This is a genomic window from Streptococcus suis, assembly GCF_046032535.1.
Classification (GTDB): domain Bacteria; phylum Bacillota; class Bacilli; order Lactobacillales; family Streptococcaceae; genus Streptococcus; species Streptococcus suis_AK.
Genome location: NZ_JARQPL010000011.1, coordinates 12,467 through 28,729, shown reverse-complemented (window position 1 = coordinate 28,729; position 16,263 = coordinate 12,467). Strand labels below are relative to the sequence as shown.

The 16,263-nt window shown below is 40.7% G+C and carries 20 protein-coding genes and 1 pseudogene; 1 reads left to right on the top strand and 20 read right to left on the bottom strand.

What is annotated here, in order from left to right; genetic code table 11:
• Position 1 precedes the first annotated feature (1 nt).
• Genes P7J58_RS05210 through P7J58_RS05175 form a run of 8 tightly spaced genes read right to left on the bottom strand, consistent with a single transcriptional unit; the run spans position 2 to position 7,482 of the window.
• Positions 2-961, bottom strand: coding sequence for an alpha/beta hydrolase (locus P7J58_RS05210; protein WP_105146690.1), 960 nt, complete (start codon positions 959-961; stop codon positions 2-4).
• Positions 962-978: 17 nt separating this feature from the next.
• The gene (locus tag P7J58_RS05205) at positions 979-2,274 is read right to left on the bottom strand and encodes an FAD-binding oxidoreductase (protein ID WP_105146691.1); all 1,296 of its coding nucleotides are present in this window, start codon (positions 2,272-2,274) and stop codon (positions 979-981) included.
• Positions 2,274-2,975 carry a flavodoxin gene (locus P7J58_RS05200; RefSeq protein WP_105146692.1) on the bottom strand — a complete coding sequence of 234 codons (702 nt, stop codon included), beginning with the start codon at positions 2,973-2,975 and terminating at the stop codon, positions 2,274-2,276. The genes P7J58_RS05205 and P7J58_RS05200 overlap by 1 nt, the downstream gene beginning before the upstream one ends.
• A gap of 15 nt (positions 2,976-2,990) precedes the next feature.
• Entirely contained in the window at positions 2,991-3,737 is a 747-nt protein-coding gene (locus P7J58_RS05195; protein WP_105146693.1) for a flavodoxin family protein, read from the bottom strand.
• A gap of 9 nt (positions 3,738-3,746) precedes the next feature.
• Positions 3,747-5,060: an MFS transporter gene (locus P7J58_RS05190; RefSeq protein WP_408555850.1), complete on the bottom strand. Its 1,314-nt coding sequence runs from the start codon at positions 5,058-5,060 to the stop codon at positions 3,747-3,749.
• 14 nt (positions 5,061-5,074) lie between these two features.
• Positions 5,075-5,713 (bottom strand): NAD(P)H-binding protein, encoded by a 639-nt coding sequence (locus tag P7J58_RS05185; RefSeq protein WP_105146695.1) that lies wholly within the window; start codon positions 5,711-5,713, stop codon positions 5,075-5,077.
• 16 nt (positions 5,714-5,729) lie between these two features.
• Positions 5,730-6,611: an alpha/beta hydrolase gene (locus P7J58_RS05180; RefSeq protein WP_408555851.1), complete on the bottom strand. Its 882-nt coding sequence runs from the start codon at positions 6,609-6,611 to the stop codon at positions 5,730-5,732.
• Between the two features lie 10 nt (positions 6,612-6,621).
• A complete protein-coding gene (locus tag P7J58_RS05175) occupies positions 6,622-7,482 on the bottom strand; it encodes an aldo/keto reductase (RefSeq protein ID WP_105146697.1) in 861 nt (286 codons plus the stop codon).
• A gap of 108 nt (positions 7,483-7,590) precedes the next feature.
• On the opposite strand from P7J58_RS05175, the gene P7J58_RS05170 reads away from it, so the two are divergent.
• Positions 7,591-8,418 (top strand): LysR family transcriptional regulator, encoded by an 828-nt coding sequence (locus P7J58_RS05170; RefSeq protein ID WP_105146698.1) that lies wholly within the window; start codon positions 7,591-7,593, stop codon positions 8,416-8,418.
• Positions 8,419-8,474: 56 nt separating this feature from the next.
• Here P7J58_RS05170 and P7J58_RS05165 read toward each other — a convergent pair whose 3' ends face one another.
• From P7J58_RS05165 to P7J58_RS05110, 12 genes and pseudogenes are all read right to left on the bottom strand, one after another.
• Positions 8,475-9,038: a TMEM175 family protein gene (locus P7J58_RS05165; RefSeq protein ID WP_105146699.1), complete on the bottom strand. Its 564-nt coding sequence runs from the start codon at positions 9,036-9,038 to the stop codon at positions 8,475-8,477.
• 125 nt (positions 9,039-9,163) lie between these two features.
• Positions 9,164-9,577: a flavodoxin family protein gene (locus P7J58_RS05160; protein ID WP_105146700.1), complete on the bottom strand. Its 414-nt coding sequence runs from the start codon at positions 9,575-9,577 to the stop codon at positions 9,164-9,166.
• Between the two features lie 133 nt (positions 9,578-9,710).
• Positions 9,711-10,220: an alpha/beta hydrolase gene (locus P7J58_RS05155; RefSeq protein WP_321538197.1), complete on the bottom strand. Its 510-nt coding sequence runs from the start codon at positions 10,218-10,220 to the stop codon at positions 9,711-9,713.
• A gap of 200 nt (positions 10,221-10,420) precedes the next feature.
• On the bottom strand, positions 10,421-10,570 hold the full coding sequence (locus P7J58_RS05150; RefSeq protein WP_321538198.1) for a hypothetical protein: 150 nt from the start codon (positions 10,568-10,570) through the stop codon (positions 10,421-10,423).
• Positions 10,571-10,604: 34 nt separating this feature from the next.
• Positions 10,605-11,243, bottom strand: coding sequence for an NAD(P)H-binding protein (locus P7J58_RS05145; protein ID WP_105146701.1), 639 nt, complete (start codon positions 11,241-11,243; stop codon positions 10,605-10,607).
• Positions 11,244-11,265: 22 nt separating this feature from the next.
• On the bottom strand, positions 11,266-12,126 hold the full coding sequence (locus tag P7J58_RS05140) for an aldo/keto reductase (RefSeq protein ID WP_105146702.1): 861 nt from the start codon (positions 12,124-12,126) through the stop codon (positions 11,266-11,268).
• Between the two features lie 126 nt (positions 12,127-12,252).
• The gene (locus tag P7J58_RS05135) at positions 12,253-13,248 is read right to left on the bottom strand and encodes an alpha/beta hydrolase (RefSeq protein ID WP_161944779.1); all 996 of its coding nucleotides are present in this window, start codon (positions 13,246-13,248) and stop codon (positions 12,253-12,255) included.
• A gap of 17 nt (positions 13,249-13,265) precedes the next feature.
• The gene (locus P7J58_RS05130) at positions 13,266-14,021 is read right to left on the bottom strand and encodes an SDR family NAD(P)-dependent oxidoreductase (protein WP_105146704.1); all 756 of its coding nucleotides are present in this window, start codon (positions 14,019-14,021) and stop codon (positions 13,266-13,268) included.
• Between the two features lie 166 nt (positions 14,022-14,187).
• Positions 14,188-14,616, bottom strand: a complete 429-nt coding sequence (locus P7J58_RS05125) for a cupin domain-containing protein (RefSeq protein WP_105146705.1) — start codon at positions 14,614-14,616, stop codon at positions 14,188-14,190.
• 3 nt (positions 14,617-14,619) lie between these two features.
• The gene (locus P7J58_RS05120; RefSeq protein WP_105146706.1) at positions 14,620-14,949 is read right to left on the bottom strand and encodes a carboxymuconolactone decarboxylase family protein; all 330 of its coding nucleotides are present in this window, start codon (positions 14,947-14,949) and stop codon (positions 14,620-14,622) included.
• Between the two features lie 168 nt (positions 14,950-15,117).
• A pseudogene (locus P7J58_RS05115) lies at positions 15,118-15,317 on the bottom strand (aldo/keto reductase); the annotation flags it as partial.
• A gap of 2 nt (positions 15,318-15,319) precedes the next feature.
• Positions 15,320-16,183: an aldo/keto reductase gene (locus tag P7J58_RS05110; RefSeq protein WP_193438581.1), complete on the bottom strand. Its 864-nt coding sequence runs from the start codon at positions 16,181-16,183 to the stop codon at positions 15,320-15,322.
• Positions 16,184-16,263 lie beyond the last annotated feature (80 nt).

Sequence of the window (16,263 nt, the reverse complement as noted above, 5' to 3'; positions counted from 1 at the left end):
ATTATTCTTGAAAAAGGTAAGTCACCCCATGTTGAATCTCTAATTCAAATGATTCTTGGTTGTGTCCGCCACCGCTATTTTCCCAATAAATGAGGTTATCGTCAGTTATCAGATCGCTATGATTGCTACGGAGGGCTTCGATCTGTGGAATCATGCTGTATTTTGTCCCATCACTTCCACCTACCATCGCTATTATTTGGAAATCATTCTGCCCGTAGTTATTTTCTTGCAGACCACTGACCAAGGTTTCAGCAATAGCGTCCTCGCTGTTTCTACCAGTAACTTGTCCAATCCAGCTATCGCCAGCCATCGGCATGTAGTAGAAAATTTTATCACTCTGTTCAACCAGCACATCCCATGTCGTGATACCGCCCATAGAATAGCCACCGAAAGCTCTATGAGAACGACTTGTTGTAAAACCAGTTTCATCGGCTGTCTCAGCAAAGGTCGTGTATTGACTTTCAACCGTCTTCATAACCTCTAAAACTTCCGTCTCTGCAAAGTGGTGATTTAAAGGATAATCGGCTGAATAATTCGACACAACAAAACTTCGATCTGGATAATAAGTCGGAAATACAACCAGTAGCGGCTCAATATCGCCATTTGTAATCCAGTTATCTAGCAGTGGTTTGACGTCTGCCGCTACTTGCTCAGCAGACATGCCTGATCCATGCATCAGATACAGGATATTCATTGGTTTGCCTGTCTCATACGAATCAGGCACATAGACAAGTGTTTCCTTGTTATACTCTTTACCATCATAATTCGTTGTATAGGTCATACCGTCAATCCTACTTCCCTTTTCCTTAGAAAGCGAGTTAGTGCGAGAAGAACTTGACACATTTTGGCTTATCAACTCTGTTGAATTGTTGGCTTCATTGCTTTCAAAGTTTAGATAAAGAATCGTCCCTAGAACGACTAATAGCAAGCCTGTTAATGAAAAAATAAGAGTTCTTTTCATCGTTCCTCCTTTACATCCTACATAGTTAAGCGCTCATCATGAATTCTATTTTTAGAAATACCTAAGGTAATGAGCTTTTTTTCAACTTTTAAGAGTGTTTGTGCACCACCAACAATAAAGAATAATCCCTGTCTCATTTCCTTGGCAGATAGAATTTCTCCTAATTCTTCCTTGGTAAAGCGATGAGCTTTTCCGTGATAACTGGTCAACTGATTGTCTTGGGCTAAGGTTTCGAAGTATTCTTGATAATACATCTCTTGCTCATTTTTCCCGCTCCAAATGATATGGACCGAGCGTTTACCACTGTATTCGTCGGCTATACTTTTTAAAGGGGCAATACCTGAGCCTAGTCCGTAAAGAATAATAGGCCGTTTCATAGAGCCTTCTTCGATAATGGGACTGAATCGACCAAAGGGGCCTTCCAGTTCAACTCGTGTACCTAGTGGTAAATTCGGCACTTTCTTCGTAAAATCTCCTAGTCCTTGAATGATAAATGTTAAGATATTGCCGTCTTGACTAGGAGCAGAGGCAACGGAAAAAGGGTGTTTCTCTCTGCTGATTCTTCTATCTTTAAAGCGCATAAAGTAAAAATCCCCTGCTTGATAATGGTGGTCTTTGGGAACTTTGATTTGTAATTCTTGTACCGTTGGTGACAAGCTGGTGCTTGCAATGAGTTCACCTTGGACTAGACTACCAAAATCCACAATATACTTTTGCCAAACATAGCAAGCCAAAAAGTAAACCGTGTAAAGATCAAACAGGATCATAAATGGCGTCAAAATGGCAATACGATTGATGAAGTGAACATGTAGCCAGACTAAGCCAATCATGACAAAATGCAAGCGGTGAATCCAAACGGAAAGCTCGTGTCTGAAAAAGATTTGCAAACGATTTTTCAAGCGTTTCGCCACAGGCATCCGATCAACCAACCAACCTGACATGAAAAAGCTGGCATAGGCAATTCCAAAAACAGCTAAATACCAAGCCCATTCGCCTGTCAGACGAATTTCTGTATGCATGGAAAATAAAAATTGTTGGTGAAAAAAGATTGCTAGAAGAGCTAAGACACCCAGCATCCCATGAACAAAGTACATAGCTGGAAGTCCAATCAAGCGATCCAACCACTGCGGTCGAGTTGACAGATAAACAATGGCCAGCCACCAGACATAAGCGATCAAGCCTAAATCATATAAAAAGAGATTTAAATTTGTGTCAAGCAAACTAGTATTGAGCAAAATGATCAGTGGCAGAGGTAGGGCGACCAATATTGCCATCCAAGTCAAATAGAGTGCTTTTGGTTGTTGTTTTAGCATTATTTTGTGACTCCAATTTCATTCAACCAAGCGGTAATATCACCTTCTGCATTCTGCACAGTATTATCTTCTCCGCGAACGGTAAAACCGTCTAGAACGGTTGCATTTGGGAACTGGCTCTCCAATTGACGTTGGGTATTGCCCAAACCAGAACCAAGATGAGTTGTAAACGGAACAAGCGTCTTATCTGCTAGTTCTTCTGCTTCAGCATCCAAGAAGGTCCGTACAATCATTGGATACTCACTCCACCAAACAGGAGCTCCAATAAAAATGGTTTCGTAACCTGAAATGTCTGGAAGCTCATTGGCAATAGCTGGTCGTGCATCTGCTTCTTGTTCTTCACGCACCTGATCAGCTGTTGCCTCATACTCCTCAGGATAAGCAACTGCTGGGATAATTTCGTACTGATCTGCATTAGTTGCATTGGTAATGTAATCCGCAATGACCTTGGTGTGACCGATTTCCAGCGGTCCATCCCAAACACCTTCCGTTCTTGAGAAATAAACAACCAGAACATCATTATCACCTGATAAATCGCTATCGGTTTGTAGGCTGGTTGATGCTGTTGTAGTTTGAGAACTTGTCGTTGATTGACTCCGACTTGTCGATATTGATTGTCGTCCTCTTGAGAAGTTCCATGTAAATAGGGCGACAAGTATTGCTACCACACCAATTCCAAAAATCATCTGTCGTCTTTTCATAACAGTTTCCTCTTTCTATTTGTTTAAGTTATCATACCACGTCATCAAGTCTGAATCAGCCTGATCGACCTTATTTCCTTCGACTGCAAAAGCAGGCTCGATACGAGCGGTAACCTGGTTTTCAGCCAAGACAGTTTCGATATAATCGATGCTTGAACCTAATCCATAGCCGCCATTTGTTGAAAATGGAATAATCGTTTTTCCATCAAGTTCTTTAGCATAGGTCTCGATAAAGGTTGCAACGGGCTCTGCCATGGTCATGCCCCAAATGGGATATCCAATATAGATGGATTGATATTGAGATAAATTTGGCATCTCTACGTCCAATTCAGGAGTGTTTTCGATATTTCGTTCCTGATTGGCCCGTTGTACCGTTTCACCATAATCAGAACTATACGTTTCTTTGGCAACCAATTCAACCACATCTGCACCTGAAAGTGCCTGAATCTTGCTAGCCAGTAACTCAGTAGAGCCTGACCGTGAAAAATAGACAATCAGACTATCGGCGTCTTCAGACAAAATTCGAGTCGGCTCTTGCTCAGAATTGGTATCTTTTCCATCTGAGACTGTCCCACGGCTATTATTCCACTCTTCATCTGAGAGACCAACTTGCGGTGCCATAATCTGACTTTGGTCCATTATCCCGCTTGGAAGAACAGATGAAGATGAGGTTGATAAACTACTACTTGTAGTATTGTTATTTTGAACGGAGCAAGCAGCTAAGACTAGGACACTTACCAATAAAATAAAGCTTTTCCTCATAGACACCTCCTATGGATTTTTTCCAACTTGATAAATCAAGAAATAGACAAGGATTAAAGCAGCTAGGCTAAAACCTGCCATCCAACCAAGACTGACATAGAAATTCGATGTCATAGCCATAATAACAGATAAGCCAATTGGTCCACCAATTTGATGCATGGCATTTGTCAAGCCACTAGCCGAACCTGCCAAGTCATCAGGAGCTTGATAGATACCTGCTGCCGTCACAGGTGCAACGACCATTGCCTGACCAATACCAATCACCAGCATTGGCAAGGCAACAGCTTGCACATAACCCAACTCTAATGGTGATAGGCTAGCCCATAAAAGACCGAGTGATAAGGCAATCTCGCCGACAAATAAAATTCGATTGTTCCCAAAACGCTTGGTCAGTTTGGGTAGTTGAAGAGCAGACAGGAAGGTTGTGATGGTTAAGGGAAGAAAAGCAAAGCCAGATTCCAAGGCTGAAAAACCGTACTCAGCCTGTAATACCTGTGGCAATAGGAACCAATAGGGCAACATAGCCATCATGAATAGAGCTCTGACAAGATAGGCACCAAAACGGACCTTGTTTTTAAACAGAGCTAGCGGCATAAGGGGATGCGTTTGCCCTTTTTCATAGAAATAAAAGGCAAGCAAAATAAGAAAACCAGCGATAACAAAGGCAAGGGGGTAAATCTCACCGTCCAAACCATAGATCAGACTCGCTAAACCTGCAACTGACAATAAACTCCCCAAGTAATCAATTTTCTCTTGGTGTCCAGCCTTAGCAACTACATGACGATGAGTCAGATACATCAATAGCAAGGTCAAAGGGACATTGATTAGAAAGCCTGCTCGCCAGGATACAAAACTGGTTAGGCCACCACCAATCAAGAGACCAACACTTGATCCAATTCCGGCCGTCGCACCATAGTAGGAAATAGCTTTTGTTCGCATCTCACCCAAATAAGTATCCATCATTAAGGCAAGGGTTGTTGGCGCGATAATAGAACTTCCAATTCCTTGAATAGCACGTACCAAAATCATCATAGATGCATTTTGGGCAAGGCCAATCACCAAGGAACTCAGTCCAAATATTGCTAGACCAATTTGAAAAATTCGCTTACGGCCCAACAAATCAGACAAGCGACCAGATAGGAGCAAAAAGCCACCGAAGGTAAGCGTATAGGCATTCGATACCCAAGCTAGACTGGTATCTGTTAGGTTCAAACTCTCCCCAATCTGAACAGAACTGGTAAAAATAATGGAATTATCCATTAAGATCAAAAAATAAGCTAATAGGGCAATGGGTAAGATGATCCCAAATGATTCTTTTTTCATAGATTCACACTTTCTTAGTAGAAAACTGGTTTCGCTAAAGCTTCACTTCCTGGCTCTACAATTCCAACACTCACACCTAGGTCACGACTTGAATCTTGCAATAATTCCATAACATATTGGGCAACTGCTTGGCGCGTGACTTGCGCTCCTTTATAAGGTTCCCCCTGCGGAATCAATTTATAGGCACGATTGCCTTCCTGATTATAGAGCCAAGTCATACGAAGGTAGGTATAATCCAAACCTGACTCATCCACTAACTTAGCACCGATGACCCGATTATTTGTTGGTGAATAAGCACCAATCATGGCTTCATTCCATCGACCAAAGTCTCCGACGACCTCATCATACACACCGAGAACCCCTGCTACAATGAGTCGTCTGATCCCCATTTCCTTCATGACGGCAATGGTTGGCTCTAACAAGGCTGGCGATGCTTCATTGACAAAGACAACATCTGCATCCTCTAAAGCCTGTCGGACATTATCAAGACGGGACATATCCCCATCCACATAGCGAATGCGGTCATCCTGATAAGACAAACGTTGACTGACCTTTCGTCCCGCTAGTGTCAATTTAAAATCGGTTTCTTCTAATACACGTGGGATAAGAAATCCCGGAATTTGTCCTGCTGCACCAATAATTACTAATCTCATTGTTTTTCTCCAATTTCTATTTGTTGATTTGTTTTTCCCAGAAGGAAATGGCGTCATCTATCCATCCTTCAGCTACTGTCTCTTTTCCAATACCAAAACCATGCCTCAACCCTTTATAGACGTGAAACTGGCTGTCAATCCCAAGCTTTTTCAAGTTCTTCAGTCGATTTTCCATCACCTGCCAGTTTGCAATCCAGTCGTTAGTTCCACAATTTGCATAGGTCGGTGCATCATCTCTAGAAACAGATGAATAACCCGTATATTGACTAACAATCATGCTGGCTGGACCTACGGAAGTCCTTGTCAGGCGCTGTAATTCTTTTTTATTCCCTAAACGAATAGCCATTCTAGCTCCTGCAGAACCACCCCAAAGTGAATACTGGTCAGGAGAAATCTTCAACTCACTAGAATGGTTGTAAAGATAATCTAAGGCTCGTGCCAAATCTTCATAGGCCTTCTTGGGTCGATAGATCAGAGCAAAGGCGTTGTACCCTCTTTGGCTTAAGGCCAAGGCTTGCGGTAAACTGTCGTGCAAAGCCGCAACGTAATGAAAGCCTCCACCAGCATTGACAAGAGCAAATTTCTCATTCTCATTTCCTTTGAAGAAGAATAGCCCTGTCTCTCTCTTACTTGGATCCTTCACCATCTCGTCCTCATCATAAATGTGGAAAAAGATTTGCTCATTTTTTTGAGCATACTCGAGTAAGTTATTCAAAACCTCTAAACTGGTCTCAGTTTTCAAGTTTGAGTACCAGATAAAATGATTTGAATCAGTCACATCTTGGACAGTCTCCTCAGGATGAAAGGCCAGCTTAAGCGGGAATAATAAGTGTCCAAATCCTCTAAAACTAGGATGTTGGGTAATTTCTCTAATTTTTGTATCTTTTGTAAATACCATATTTCCTCCTTTAGACAGGAGTATTCTTACTCCCTAAACACAAGTTCAACCCTTTTACAACGGCTAAATTTTTATGATCAATAATCTCACTGTAACCAATGTCCAGCTGTTTGATTTGGTCAAAGTCTTCTTGGTCCAATTCAAAATCCCAAAGGGCTACATTTTCTTCCAAATGTACGGGATTTGTTGATTTGGGGATGACGCTATTGCCCATCTGCACACTCCACTTTAAAGCGATTTGAGCAATGGATTTCTGATGTTTTTTCGCGATATTTTCTAATACTGGATGCTGAAAGATATTTTTCATCCCTTCACAAAGCGGTCCCCAAGCCTGAACCTGAATCCCGTAATCCTTCATCAGTTTCCTTAGGGATGATTGATGAAAGAAAGGATGAAGCTCGATTTGATTTACTGCTGGAACAATTTTTGTATTTAAAATAAAATCAAGCAAGCGATCTTCAGAGAAATTCGATACGCCAATAGCCTTAATTTTCCCTTGAGTATAAAGCTCCTCTAAGGCACGCCAAGATCCATAAACATCCCCCATCGGTTGATGAATCAAATACAGGTCAATGTAATCTGTTCCCAAGCGACTTAGGCTTGTTTCAAACTCCTTCATCGTTGCCTCATAGCCATCAGAATGAATCCAGACCTTGCTGGAAATAAAAAAATTCTCTCGAGCAATTCCTGAATCCTTAATGGTCTGCCCTAAATCTGCTTCATTACCATAGATACTAGCCGTATCAAATAAGCGATACCCAGCCTCAATCGCCTGTTTGATGTAGGTTTGAGTCTCATCACCTTTCAGCTGAAACAAGCCCATCCCAATCTGTGGCATCTCAATCCCATTATTTAATCTGATCGTATTCATACAACCACCTCCACTTGATGTCTCTATTTTACAAGTGCTTTAAAAAATAGTACAATAGCAATTAGTTAGACTGCTATTTATAAAGTGAATAGTCACAAAGGAGAAGATATGATCAATTTACAGCACCTAGAACAATTGATTACGGTCGCTAAAGAAGGAACACTATCACGCGCAGCTGAGGTTTTGTTGATTTCACAGCCGTCTTTGACCCGTAATATGCGTCAGTTAGAAGACGACTTAGGCGCCCAGCTTTTCCAACGAAGCAAAAACAAACTTTCCTTAACGGAAACTGGTAAATATACTGTTGAACAAGCAGAAGCTTTGCTCAACCATGAGCAGCAATTTTTGAAAGATATCCAACGTTTCTCTCTCCAAGCTACGACTTTATTTGGCGGCATCTCAGCTCCTGATGCAGAATGGGAAGTGAGGAATCGGTTGGCAGAGCAGGACTTCGAACAAGAAGTCCATGTCGAGTTACACGATAATGACTCCCTACTAGAAGCCCTACTTAGTCAGAAATTCCAGTTTATCGTGACAGACTTTCCAATTGAGCATGACGATGTGCTGACAACTGGATTCTTCAAAGAACAACTTTATCTTTCCGTTCCACCTGCCCATCCCTATGCCATGCGTGAGGAAATTGCATTTGAAGATTTGGCAAACCTAACCATACTCTTGTGGTCCGATTTGGGGATTTGGCAACCACTTGTGGATCAGCTAACACAAACCAAATTTATTGCCCAGACAGATTGGGAAGCCTTTGACGAACTAATCTCTGCTTCTGCTTTGCCACACTTTTCAACCAATATCACCCAGGCCGTCTTTGATAATCCAACCCAACGTGTGCAGGTCCCAATCGTAGATAAGGAAGCCACAAAAACCTTTTACATCTCAACTTTGAAAAAGAATAAAAGTGTACTACTGCAACTCACTTGATAATACAAAAAAGTATGGTTCGATTGAAAACCATACTTTTCTTTATCTTATGAATATTACTGACGAATCGCTCTTGGTAAGACAATAACGACTGCTGTAAAAAGAACGGCCCACATCATTGCTGATGGGAATACTGTTAAGGTCAAGACCAGACCTATTAGCTTTAGTGCAATATCAATTAGACCTGCCTTATCTAAAATGTTAAAACGGCTTGCTCCAACAGCATCAGGATTTAGTTTATGCAATTCGTGATACATCCAGACGTTACAAACTGTTACCAGAAGAACAATGACACCATAGAAGGTTTGAGCAACTGAATTGTTAAAATCACCCGAAACCAAGTCTGTGGTGTAGGGGAAAAAGGATGAAAAGAAGAGTAAGACAATCGAACTCCAAACCAAATTGGTGTTGATTTTATCAACCACATCCCAACTACGATGCAAATTAACCCACATGGTTCCCAACCAGAAGAAAGAAATGGTGTAGGCGAAAAAATTGGTCCGCAAGTCCCACAGGGCTTGCCAACTAATCTGATCTGGCCGTTCCAATTCCAAGACTAAAATCGTCATGATAATCGCCAAGACGGCATCTGTAAAAGCAATTAATCGCTCTTTTGACATTAACATTTGTATAACAATCCTTTCTGTTTACTCCTCATTTCATGAAGTTCATTATTTTTGTGTCATAAAATAACCCGTCTATTATACCATAAATTGCTAATGTTGAAACAAAGAGGACTATCTTCTTATTGATTCACCATTCCTAGATAATCTAATCCATAAAGCCCAGCATAACGACGCATGGTATATTCCCCCATTTCTAGCACTTCTTGTGTTGGCGCAGAGCCTTGAAAAATAAAATACAGTTTCTTGCCAACCAGCTCATCTTCCACCACACCATATTGACGATCCAAAAAGTTGCGGATCAAGCCATTGATACTGTGCCAATAAACTGGAGAGCCAATGACCAGAGTATCCGCAGTAAAGACTTTCTGGATGACTTCATTAAACTGATCATCAGAAAAATCCTGACCGTAGGCGTATAATTTATAATCTACCAAATGAAGGATTTCGTACTCTTGGTTTTTAAGCAATTTTTGTGCTAGAGTGACGGTCTTCCCATTTTTATTTGGACTGCCATTGATAAATAAAATTGTCATAATCTTATTCTCCTCTTATAAAAAATACTCTGCACTGTTCTATAAAGTAAACAATCGCAGAGTATCATGTCTTTTTTCTTAGAATGATTTTCCAACAAATCCAAGTAGAAGTTCATCCTGAGAGCCATTTGCATTATAGATTTTTTTCAAAGAATGGCAAGATAGCATCGAAAGCTACGTCTACAAATGGATGGAGGTCATACATGTCAAAGTGGCTTGCTTCAGGAACAACTACCCATTCTTTTACATCACTCTTGGCAGCATCAAAGATTTCACGAGATGCTGGTTGGCTCCAGGCATTTTCAGCAGTAACAACCAAGTACGGTTTGGTCATATCTTTCATGATATTGGTCACATTGTAATTAATCAGCTCTAATTGACTCCAAGCTACAACTTGGTTGCTCCAACGAGCACGATTTCCACGAGCTGAATAATAGTACTGTTCACCTTCTTCAAAGGCACGAGGTTGGAAATTAAGCGTAACCAAATCACCTGTACCATTTTCATAAGCATCCTTAGCTACTTTGACTTCTTCTTCCGGCATGAAGAAATTTGTCATTGGTGAGGTTGAGATATCAGAAATCGCTGGTACTACGGCGGTAATAGCTTTCAAACGGCTATCTTTCACACCGGCTACTGACATATAAGAACCTGAACCACACATACCTAAACCGCCAATGCGGTTCTTATCGACATAAGGAAGGCTCTCGAGAAAGTCAATCGCCCCTTAAATATCCGAGTAAGCTCTTGTTGGCGCGGGAAACCTTGACTTTCACCAAAGTAAGCACCATCAAATACCAAGGTAACATAACCAGCTTCTGTAAGAGCATCTGCATAAACTGCTTAAGCTTGTTCTTTTACAGAAAGTATTGGACCCATTACAACTACTGCTGGATAATTATTATTCAAATCGAACTTTGCTGGCAAGCGTAAGATACCAGCAAGACGAAGGTTTAATTCTTTATTCGTAAATACAACATTTTGTTTTTGCATTATCATTTCTCTCTTTCTTTAATAGGGTAGTTGCTTAGTAAAAGCTTGGCTTAGTAAAGGCAGTTCCTACTTCACCTAATCCCAAACTTTCACGATGGTAATCTTCTTTACCTGTTAGCAAATCAACCACAAATTGTGCTACCGACTGTCTAGATACTTGGACAGAGGTAAAAGGTTCACCTTTTCTTGTCACTTTTAATGGGACTAATCCTTTGTTGTATAGCCACGTAATCCGTAATATGACATAATCCAAGCTACTTGCTTCTATCCTATCAGCAAAATCTCGGACAGGTGAGGTCCACATGATACCAGTGTTTTGCCGATACCATTTTTGAAAAGGACCAGTAATCTCTTGATAAATATCAGGAACACTTAAAGCAATCAGACGCTTTACACCAGATTCTTGAATAGCATCTAGTGCCGTCTGTAAAACATCTGGGCCAGAAACATAGTTGAGATAGACAGCGTCAATACCATCTAGTGACTGCACTAATTGGTGCTTATCACTAAACTCACCATCTATCAGCTGAACTCGATCAGATGCTAAATCAGAAAGCCTAGTATGAGCATTTCTTGCATATAGAACCAACTGAAAATCTGTTTGTTCTAGCAAGTAATCTGTAACCATTCGTCCAATTTGGCCAGCAGCCCCTAAGATCAATACTTTTTTCATTCCGGCTACCTCACTTTTTCACTTAGTCATTTGCATGAATATCATAAGCAGTCAAAAGGTATTCGCCCACACCTGGCGCATCTGGATCATGTGAACCTTTTCCTTTATCAAGAGCACGAAGGGCAGCCATTTCTTCAACTGTCAACTCAAAGTCAAAAATGTCTTTGTTAGATGCCATACGTCTCTTCTTGGTTGATTTCGGCAAGACAACGATTCCTTCTTGATTTTCAAAACGCAGGATAATTTGACCCACATCTTTACCGTATTTACTTGCCAATTCTGTAATAATTGGCTCTTCAAAGAGTTCTTTGTTTCCTTGTCCGAGTGGTGCCCAAGCTTCAATGGTCACTTGGTCTTCTGCAAGTAATTCACGCAATTCTTTTTGCTGGAAGTATGGGTTGAACTCAACTTGGTTGACAGCTGGAATAGTTGCAAAATTTGGAATAAATTGTTTCCAAAAGTTTGGTGTGAAGTTTGAAACACCGATGGATTTAATTTTACCAGCAGCTTTGGCTTCTTCAAGAGCTTTCCAAGCCTGCTCCACTTCTCCGTAAGGTTGATGAAGTAGATAGAGGTCAAGATAGTCAAGTCCCATTTTCTCTAGAGTCGCATCAATCGTTGACTTAGCAGTCTCATAGGCAAAATCCTGAATCCAGAGTTTACTGGTTACAAAGATTTCTTCACGTGGAATACCTGAATCCTTGATAGCCTGCCCAACTTCTTTCTCATTGAAATAGGCTTGAGCCGTATCGATATGACGGTAGCCAACTTCCAAGGCTTCTTTTACTGCTGTATAGGTTGAACCATCCGCTGGAATTTGGAATACTCCAAAACCAATAGCAGGGATTTTATTTCCGTCGTTTAGTGTAATTGTTTGTGTCATCTTCTTTACCTCTTTCTTATTTATGAATCTATTATATTCTTAGTTTCTTAAATAGAACAATACTGATTTTTCATTCTAGTATTCATTTTACAAATACTGATAGACGATTCATCTGAGTCATCTTTTTTAGTTCGTTTTGTCAAAAAACGTTGGGAGCATATTGTACAGATATTCTTGGACAGCAAGAAGGTTATGACTTGAACCTGTACTAATATGAAGTGTCAGATTTCCTTGATTAAATGGTTGGCGTGTCCACATTTCTTCCACCTGTGTCACAATTAAATCCTGAGCAAAATCTTCTGTTCCAGTTGCTGCATAAATCTGATAATCATCTGGTTTGTAGTTAACATCTGTCACCGCTCGTTCAAACAAATCTACCGTATTCTGGCTATTGTCTCTTCCACCATAAACCTCCACTTCCCAGCTGTCACCACTCATTGGACCAAAGTATTTTATTAAGTCCAAATTGTGCAGGAATTGTGACCAGGTCGTCACAGAGCCTCCCGAAAAACCTGCAAAAGCCCGATGATTACGACTAGCTTGTAAATCAGCTACATCGCCACTCCTTGCATAGGTATGATAACGTTCTTCGATATAAGGAGCTAAATCATTCCGAAAATCATGATAGAAGTTCCGAATTTCTGCTTCCGAACGACTGAAATCTTGAGGGGCATTTTCCGCATCAAAGGTCGGTGTTACCACAATCATAGGCTCGATATCCCCATTTTCAATCATATGGTCTAGAATATTTTTTAAATTAGAATATTGGAAAAAATCTCCAGCAGTCATCCTCCAGCCATGCATCAGATACAAAATATTGTAGGAAGCTGATTCATCGTCCACATCATACCCTGGAGGAAGATAAACATAGGCTACTTTTTCAATATCTTGGTTAGCATCTGCATAATCTTTGCTATTATAAGTAACCTCTTCAATTGTTCCGCCATTTTCTACTTCCTCCAAATAGGACGGAGGAACATCTTGCGTTTCTTGCATTAGATTACTTGAATTATTAGTCGTTGTCTGCACTATATCTTGTCTCGCTTGTAAATAAATCCAACTACCTACCGCTATAATAAGGAATAATAGACTAAGGACAACTACTAGTTTTTTATGTTTCATATCCATTTCTACATTTCTTAGCTTGCCCCCTGTCCACCATCAACACCGTAAATAGCACCTGTCACAAATGAGGCTTGTTCAGAACCTAGAAAGACTGCCAGACTTGCAACTTCTTCGGGACGTCCAAATCGGTGCATAGGGATCAATTGAGAAATAGCCTGCTCATGTGCCTTGGCTTCTTCATCTGATAAATCGGTTAAATTCCAAATATCTGTGCTAATGGCACCTGGTGCAATAGCATTGACGCGGACACCATCATTTGCCAACTCCATGGCCCAGACCCGTGTAAAGTTTTCGACAGCTGCCTTAGCACCAAGATACATAGACATATTTGGACCACGGTGCTGAGCGCCAACCGTTGATAGGTTAATGATATTCCCTTTTGATTGAAGAATAAACGGTAATGTTTGAATCGTGACATCCAATAAAGCCCGCACATCAAGAGCAAAGGCACGATCATAATCTGACATTGTCAACTCTTTAAGTGGTGTAACAGGTGCCCAACCTGCATTATTAACTAAAATATCCAACTGACCGTTAAAGTCTGATCGAATTGTTTCTGCGATTTTAGTCACGTCTGCTGAATTAGTAATATCTGCTACAACATAACTAATTGCTTCATTGGCTTCAGAAACTTCTTTCAAGACTGCTTCACGACGGCCAACAATGATAACCTTGGCTCCTTCTTTAGCATAACTTTCTGCAATGGCACGACCGATTCCTGATCCGCCACCTGTTACTAAGGCAACTTTATTTGTAAATAATTGAGTCATATTCGTTCTCACTTTCTTTTGATAATAGTAGTATAGCCCTAAAATAGCGGTTTGAAAAATATCAAAAATCTATACTATTATTCAAAAATGAATAGTCAAATTTCAAATTAAGGCATCAAAAAAGTCAGTTGACCCTTGTCTAACTGACTCTGAGAATATAAAGTTATTAACTTAGTGCTAAGTAATCCTCTTCTGACACTGGCTCCAACCACTCTGTTTTGGTATTGTCCCCCGGAACTTCTAAGGCAATATGTGAAAACCATGAGTCACTTTTAGCACCATGCCAATGTTTGACATTGGCTGGAACAACAATCACCTTTCCAGGCTTAAGACTGACTGCTGCTTTTCCTTCTTCTTGATACCATCCTTGGCCGGCAGTACAAATCAAGATTTGCCCACCGCCTTTGTCTGCTCGATGAATATGCCAATGATTACGACAAGCAGGCTCAAAGGTGACATTGGCCAGAAAGAGTGGCGACTGGTCATCAACAAGCAGATTGAGAAAAGACTTTCCATCAAAATACTGTGCAAAGGACACATTTTCCTGCCCTTGTCCAAAGATGTTTTCTTCATCAAACCTTACTTTATCTGACATTTTTTATTTCTCCTCTTCTGTCCAAATGTCTTTTGCCAGACGAAAGACTGCCCAAGCCTTTGACCAGCCCGCATAAAATGCGACGTGGGTGATAACAGCCACAATCTCTTCTTTTGTGACACCATTATTTTTGGAATTTTGAAGATGATGCTCTAGTGAACTGTCTGTAATTCCCTGAGCCATCAAGGCCACAACTGTAATCATACTACGTGTCTTTAAATCAATAGCTGGGTTGTTCCAGTTTTCTCCAAACAGAATATCATCATTAAAATGAGCAAATTCTGGCGCAAAGTCCCCTAGAATATCACGCCCAGCAGTCTGTTTAATAGTCATTATTCTATTCCTTTCATATCGGAAATCATACAAAGTGAAAAGGATGAAAAATAGCATCTTCCTTCCCTTTTCTTCCTTATTGTTTAATCATTGATTTTGTAGGCTGCCATAAGACGTTTACCCAAGCCAGGTGTTTCGGGGTCATGACTACCTTTTCCTGTATCAAGTGTCCGTAGCAATGCCACTATATCGCACAGCCTTGCCCACATCTGACTCATTCATGTATGCTGCTGCCGTGTCAATATGACGGTAGCCAGCCTTTAAAGCCTCAGCAACCGCCTGGTAAGTCGGACCATCATTTGGAACTTGAAAGACACCAAATCCAACAGTGGGATAATGTGGCCATCATTTAATACAATTGTTTTCATCTTTAGTTTCCTCCATTTTTTCTCTGTTCAATCAAACGCAAGAACATGTCAACTGTTGAAGCATCTTGGTGATTGAAAAACAGACTTTCTTTTGTATCAAGTTCTGCAATGGCTGCCATATCTTCATCTGATAAGCTAAAATCAAAAACATCAATATTCTCAGCCATACGCTCTGGTTTTACTGATTTTGTCAAGCAGATGATACCACGCTCCACCTGCCAACGAACCATAATTTGAGCTGTGGACTTACCATATTTTTCCGCAATCGCCACTAGTGTCGGATGAGAAAAGATACCATTTCTACCTTCTGCAAAAGTAGCCCATGACTCCATCTGAACATTATTTTTGATCATATTCTCTTGTGCGAAAATCTGTTGATTAAACGGATGGGTTTCAACTTGATTGACCTGTGGTGTGATTTCATTAAAAGCCACCAGATCACTCAGACGATCGGGATAGAAATTGCTGACACCAATGGCACGCAGTTTCCCTTCTTTATACAAGTCCTCCAAGGCACGATAAGAACCATAGTAATCTGAAAAGGGCTGATGAAGGAGCATCAAGTCTAGATAATCTAAGCCCATGACCTCCAATGAATGTAGAACAGCTTTTCTCGTTTTCTCATAACCGTAATGCTCTAGCCAGACTTTGCTAGTAATGAAAAATTCTTCCCTTGGCAAACCTGATTCTGCGATAGCTTCACCAACTTCTTTTTCATTGGCATAAGACTGAGCCGTATCAAAATGACGATAACCAACCTTAATGGCATCAAGTACGGCCTGCTTGGTTGCACTGGCAGGAATTTGGAAAACACCAAAGCCAAGAATTGGCATCTTCACTCCATTGTTCAAACTAACATGTTTCATAGGATTCATCTCACTTTCTAACCTTATTATAGTCCTATTTTGCTTAGCTGTACAATAGCAAAGAAAAATAGCAGTATTCA

Bases quoted from the DNA above. Each gene is read 5' to 3' on its own strand.
- P7J58_RS05210 (WP_105146690.1), bottom strand. From the start codon at position 961: ATGAAAAGAACTCTTATTTTTTCATTAACAGGCTTGCTATTAGTCGTT.
- P7J58_RS05205 (WP_105146691.1), bottom strand. From the start codon at position 2,274: ATGCTAAAACAACAACCAAAAGCACTCTATTTGACTTGGATGGCAATA.
- P7J58_RS05200 (WP_105146692.1), bottom strand. From the start codon at position 2,975: ATGAAAAGACGACAGATGATTTTTGGAATTGGTGTGGTAGCAATACTT.
- P7J58_RS05195 (WP_105146693.1), bottom strand. From the start codon at position 3,737: ATGAGGAAAAGCTTTATTTTATTGGTAAGTGTCCTAGTCTTAGCTGCT.
- P7J58_RS05190 (WP_408555850.1), bottom strand. From the start codon at position 5,060: ATGAAAAAAGAATCATTTGGGATCATCTTACCCATTGCCCTATTAGCT.
- P7J58_RS05185 (WP_105146695.1), bottom strand. From the start codon at position 5,713: ATGAGATTAGTAATTATTGGTGCAGCAGGACAAATTCCGGGATTTCTT.
- P7J58_RS05180 (WP_408555851.1), bottom strand. From the start codon at position 6,611: ATGGTATTTACAAAAGATACAAAAATTAGAGAAATTACCCAACATCCT.
- P7J58_RS05175 (WP_105146697.1), bottom strand. From the start codon at position 7,482: ATGAATACGATCAGATTAAATAATGGGATTGAGATGCCACAGATTGGG.
- P7J58_RS05170 (WP_105146698.1), top strand. From the start codon at position 7,591: ATGATCAATTTACAGCACCTAGAACAATTGATTACGGTCGCTAAAGAA.
- P7J58_RS05165 (WP_105146699.1), bottom strand. From the start codon at position 9,038: ATGTCAAAAGAGCGATTAATTGCTTTTACAGATGCCGTCTTGGCGATT.
- P7J58_RS05160 (WP_105146700.1), bottom strand. From the start codon at position 9,577: ATGACAATTTTATTTATCAATGGCAGTCCAAATAAAAATGGGAAGACC.
- P7J58_RS05155 (WP_321538197.1), bottom strand. From the start codon at position 10,220: ATGTCAGTAGCCGGTGTGAAAGATAGCCGTTTGAAAGCTATTACCGCC.
- P7J58_RS05150 (WP_321538198.1), bottom strand. From the start codon at position 10,570: ATGCAAAAACAAAATGTTGTATTTACGAATAAAGAATTAAACCTTCGT.
- P7J58_RS05145 (WP_105146701.1), bottom strand. From the start codon at position 11,243: ATGAAAAAAGTATTGATCTTAGGGGCTGCTGGCCAAATTGGACGAATG.
- P7J58_RS05140 (WP_105146702.1), bottom strand. From the start codon at position 12,126: ATGACACAAACAATTACACTAAACGACGGAAATAAAATCCCTGCTATT.
- P7J58_RS05135 (WP_161944779.1), bottom strand. From the start codon at position 13,248: ATGAAACATAAAAAACTAGTAGTTGTCCTTAGTCTATTATTCCTTATT.
- P7J58_RS05130 (WP_105146704.1), bottom strand. From the start codon at position 14,021: ATGACTCAATTATTTACAAATAAAGTTGCCTTAGTAACAGGTGGCGGA.
- P7J58_RS05125 (WP_105146705.1), bottom strand. From the start codon at position 14,616: ATGTCAGATAAAGTAAGGTTTGATGAAGAAAACATCTTTGGACAAGGG.
- P7J58_RS05120 (WP_105146706.1), bottom strand. From the start codon at position 14,949: ATGACTATTAAACAGACTGCTGGGCGTGATATTCTAGGGGACTTTGCG.
- P7J58_RS05110 (WP_193438581.1), bottom strand. From the start codon at position 16,183: ATGAAACATGTTAGTTTGAACAATGGAGTGAAGATGCCAATTCTTGGC.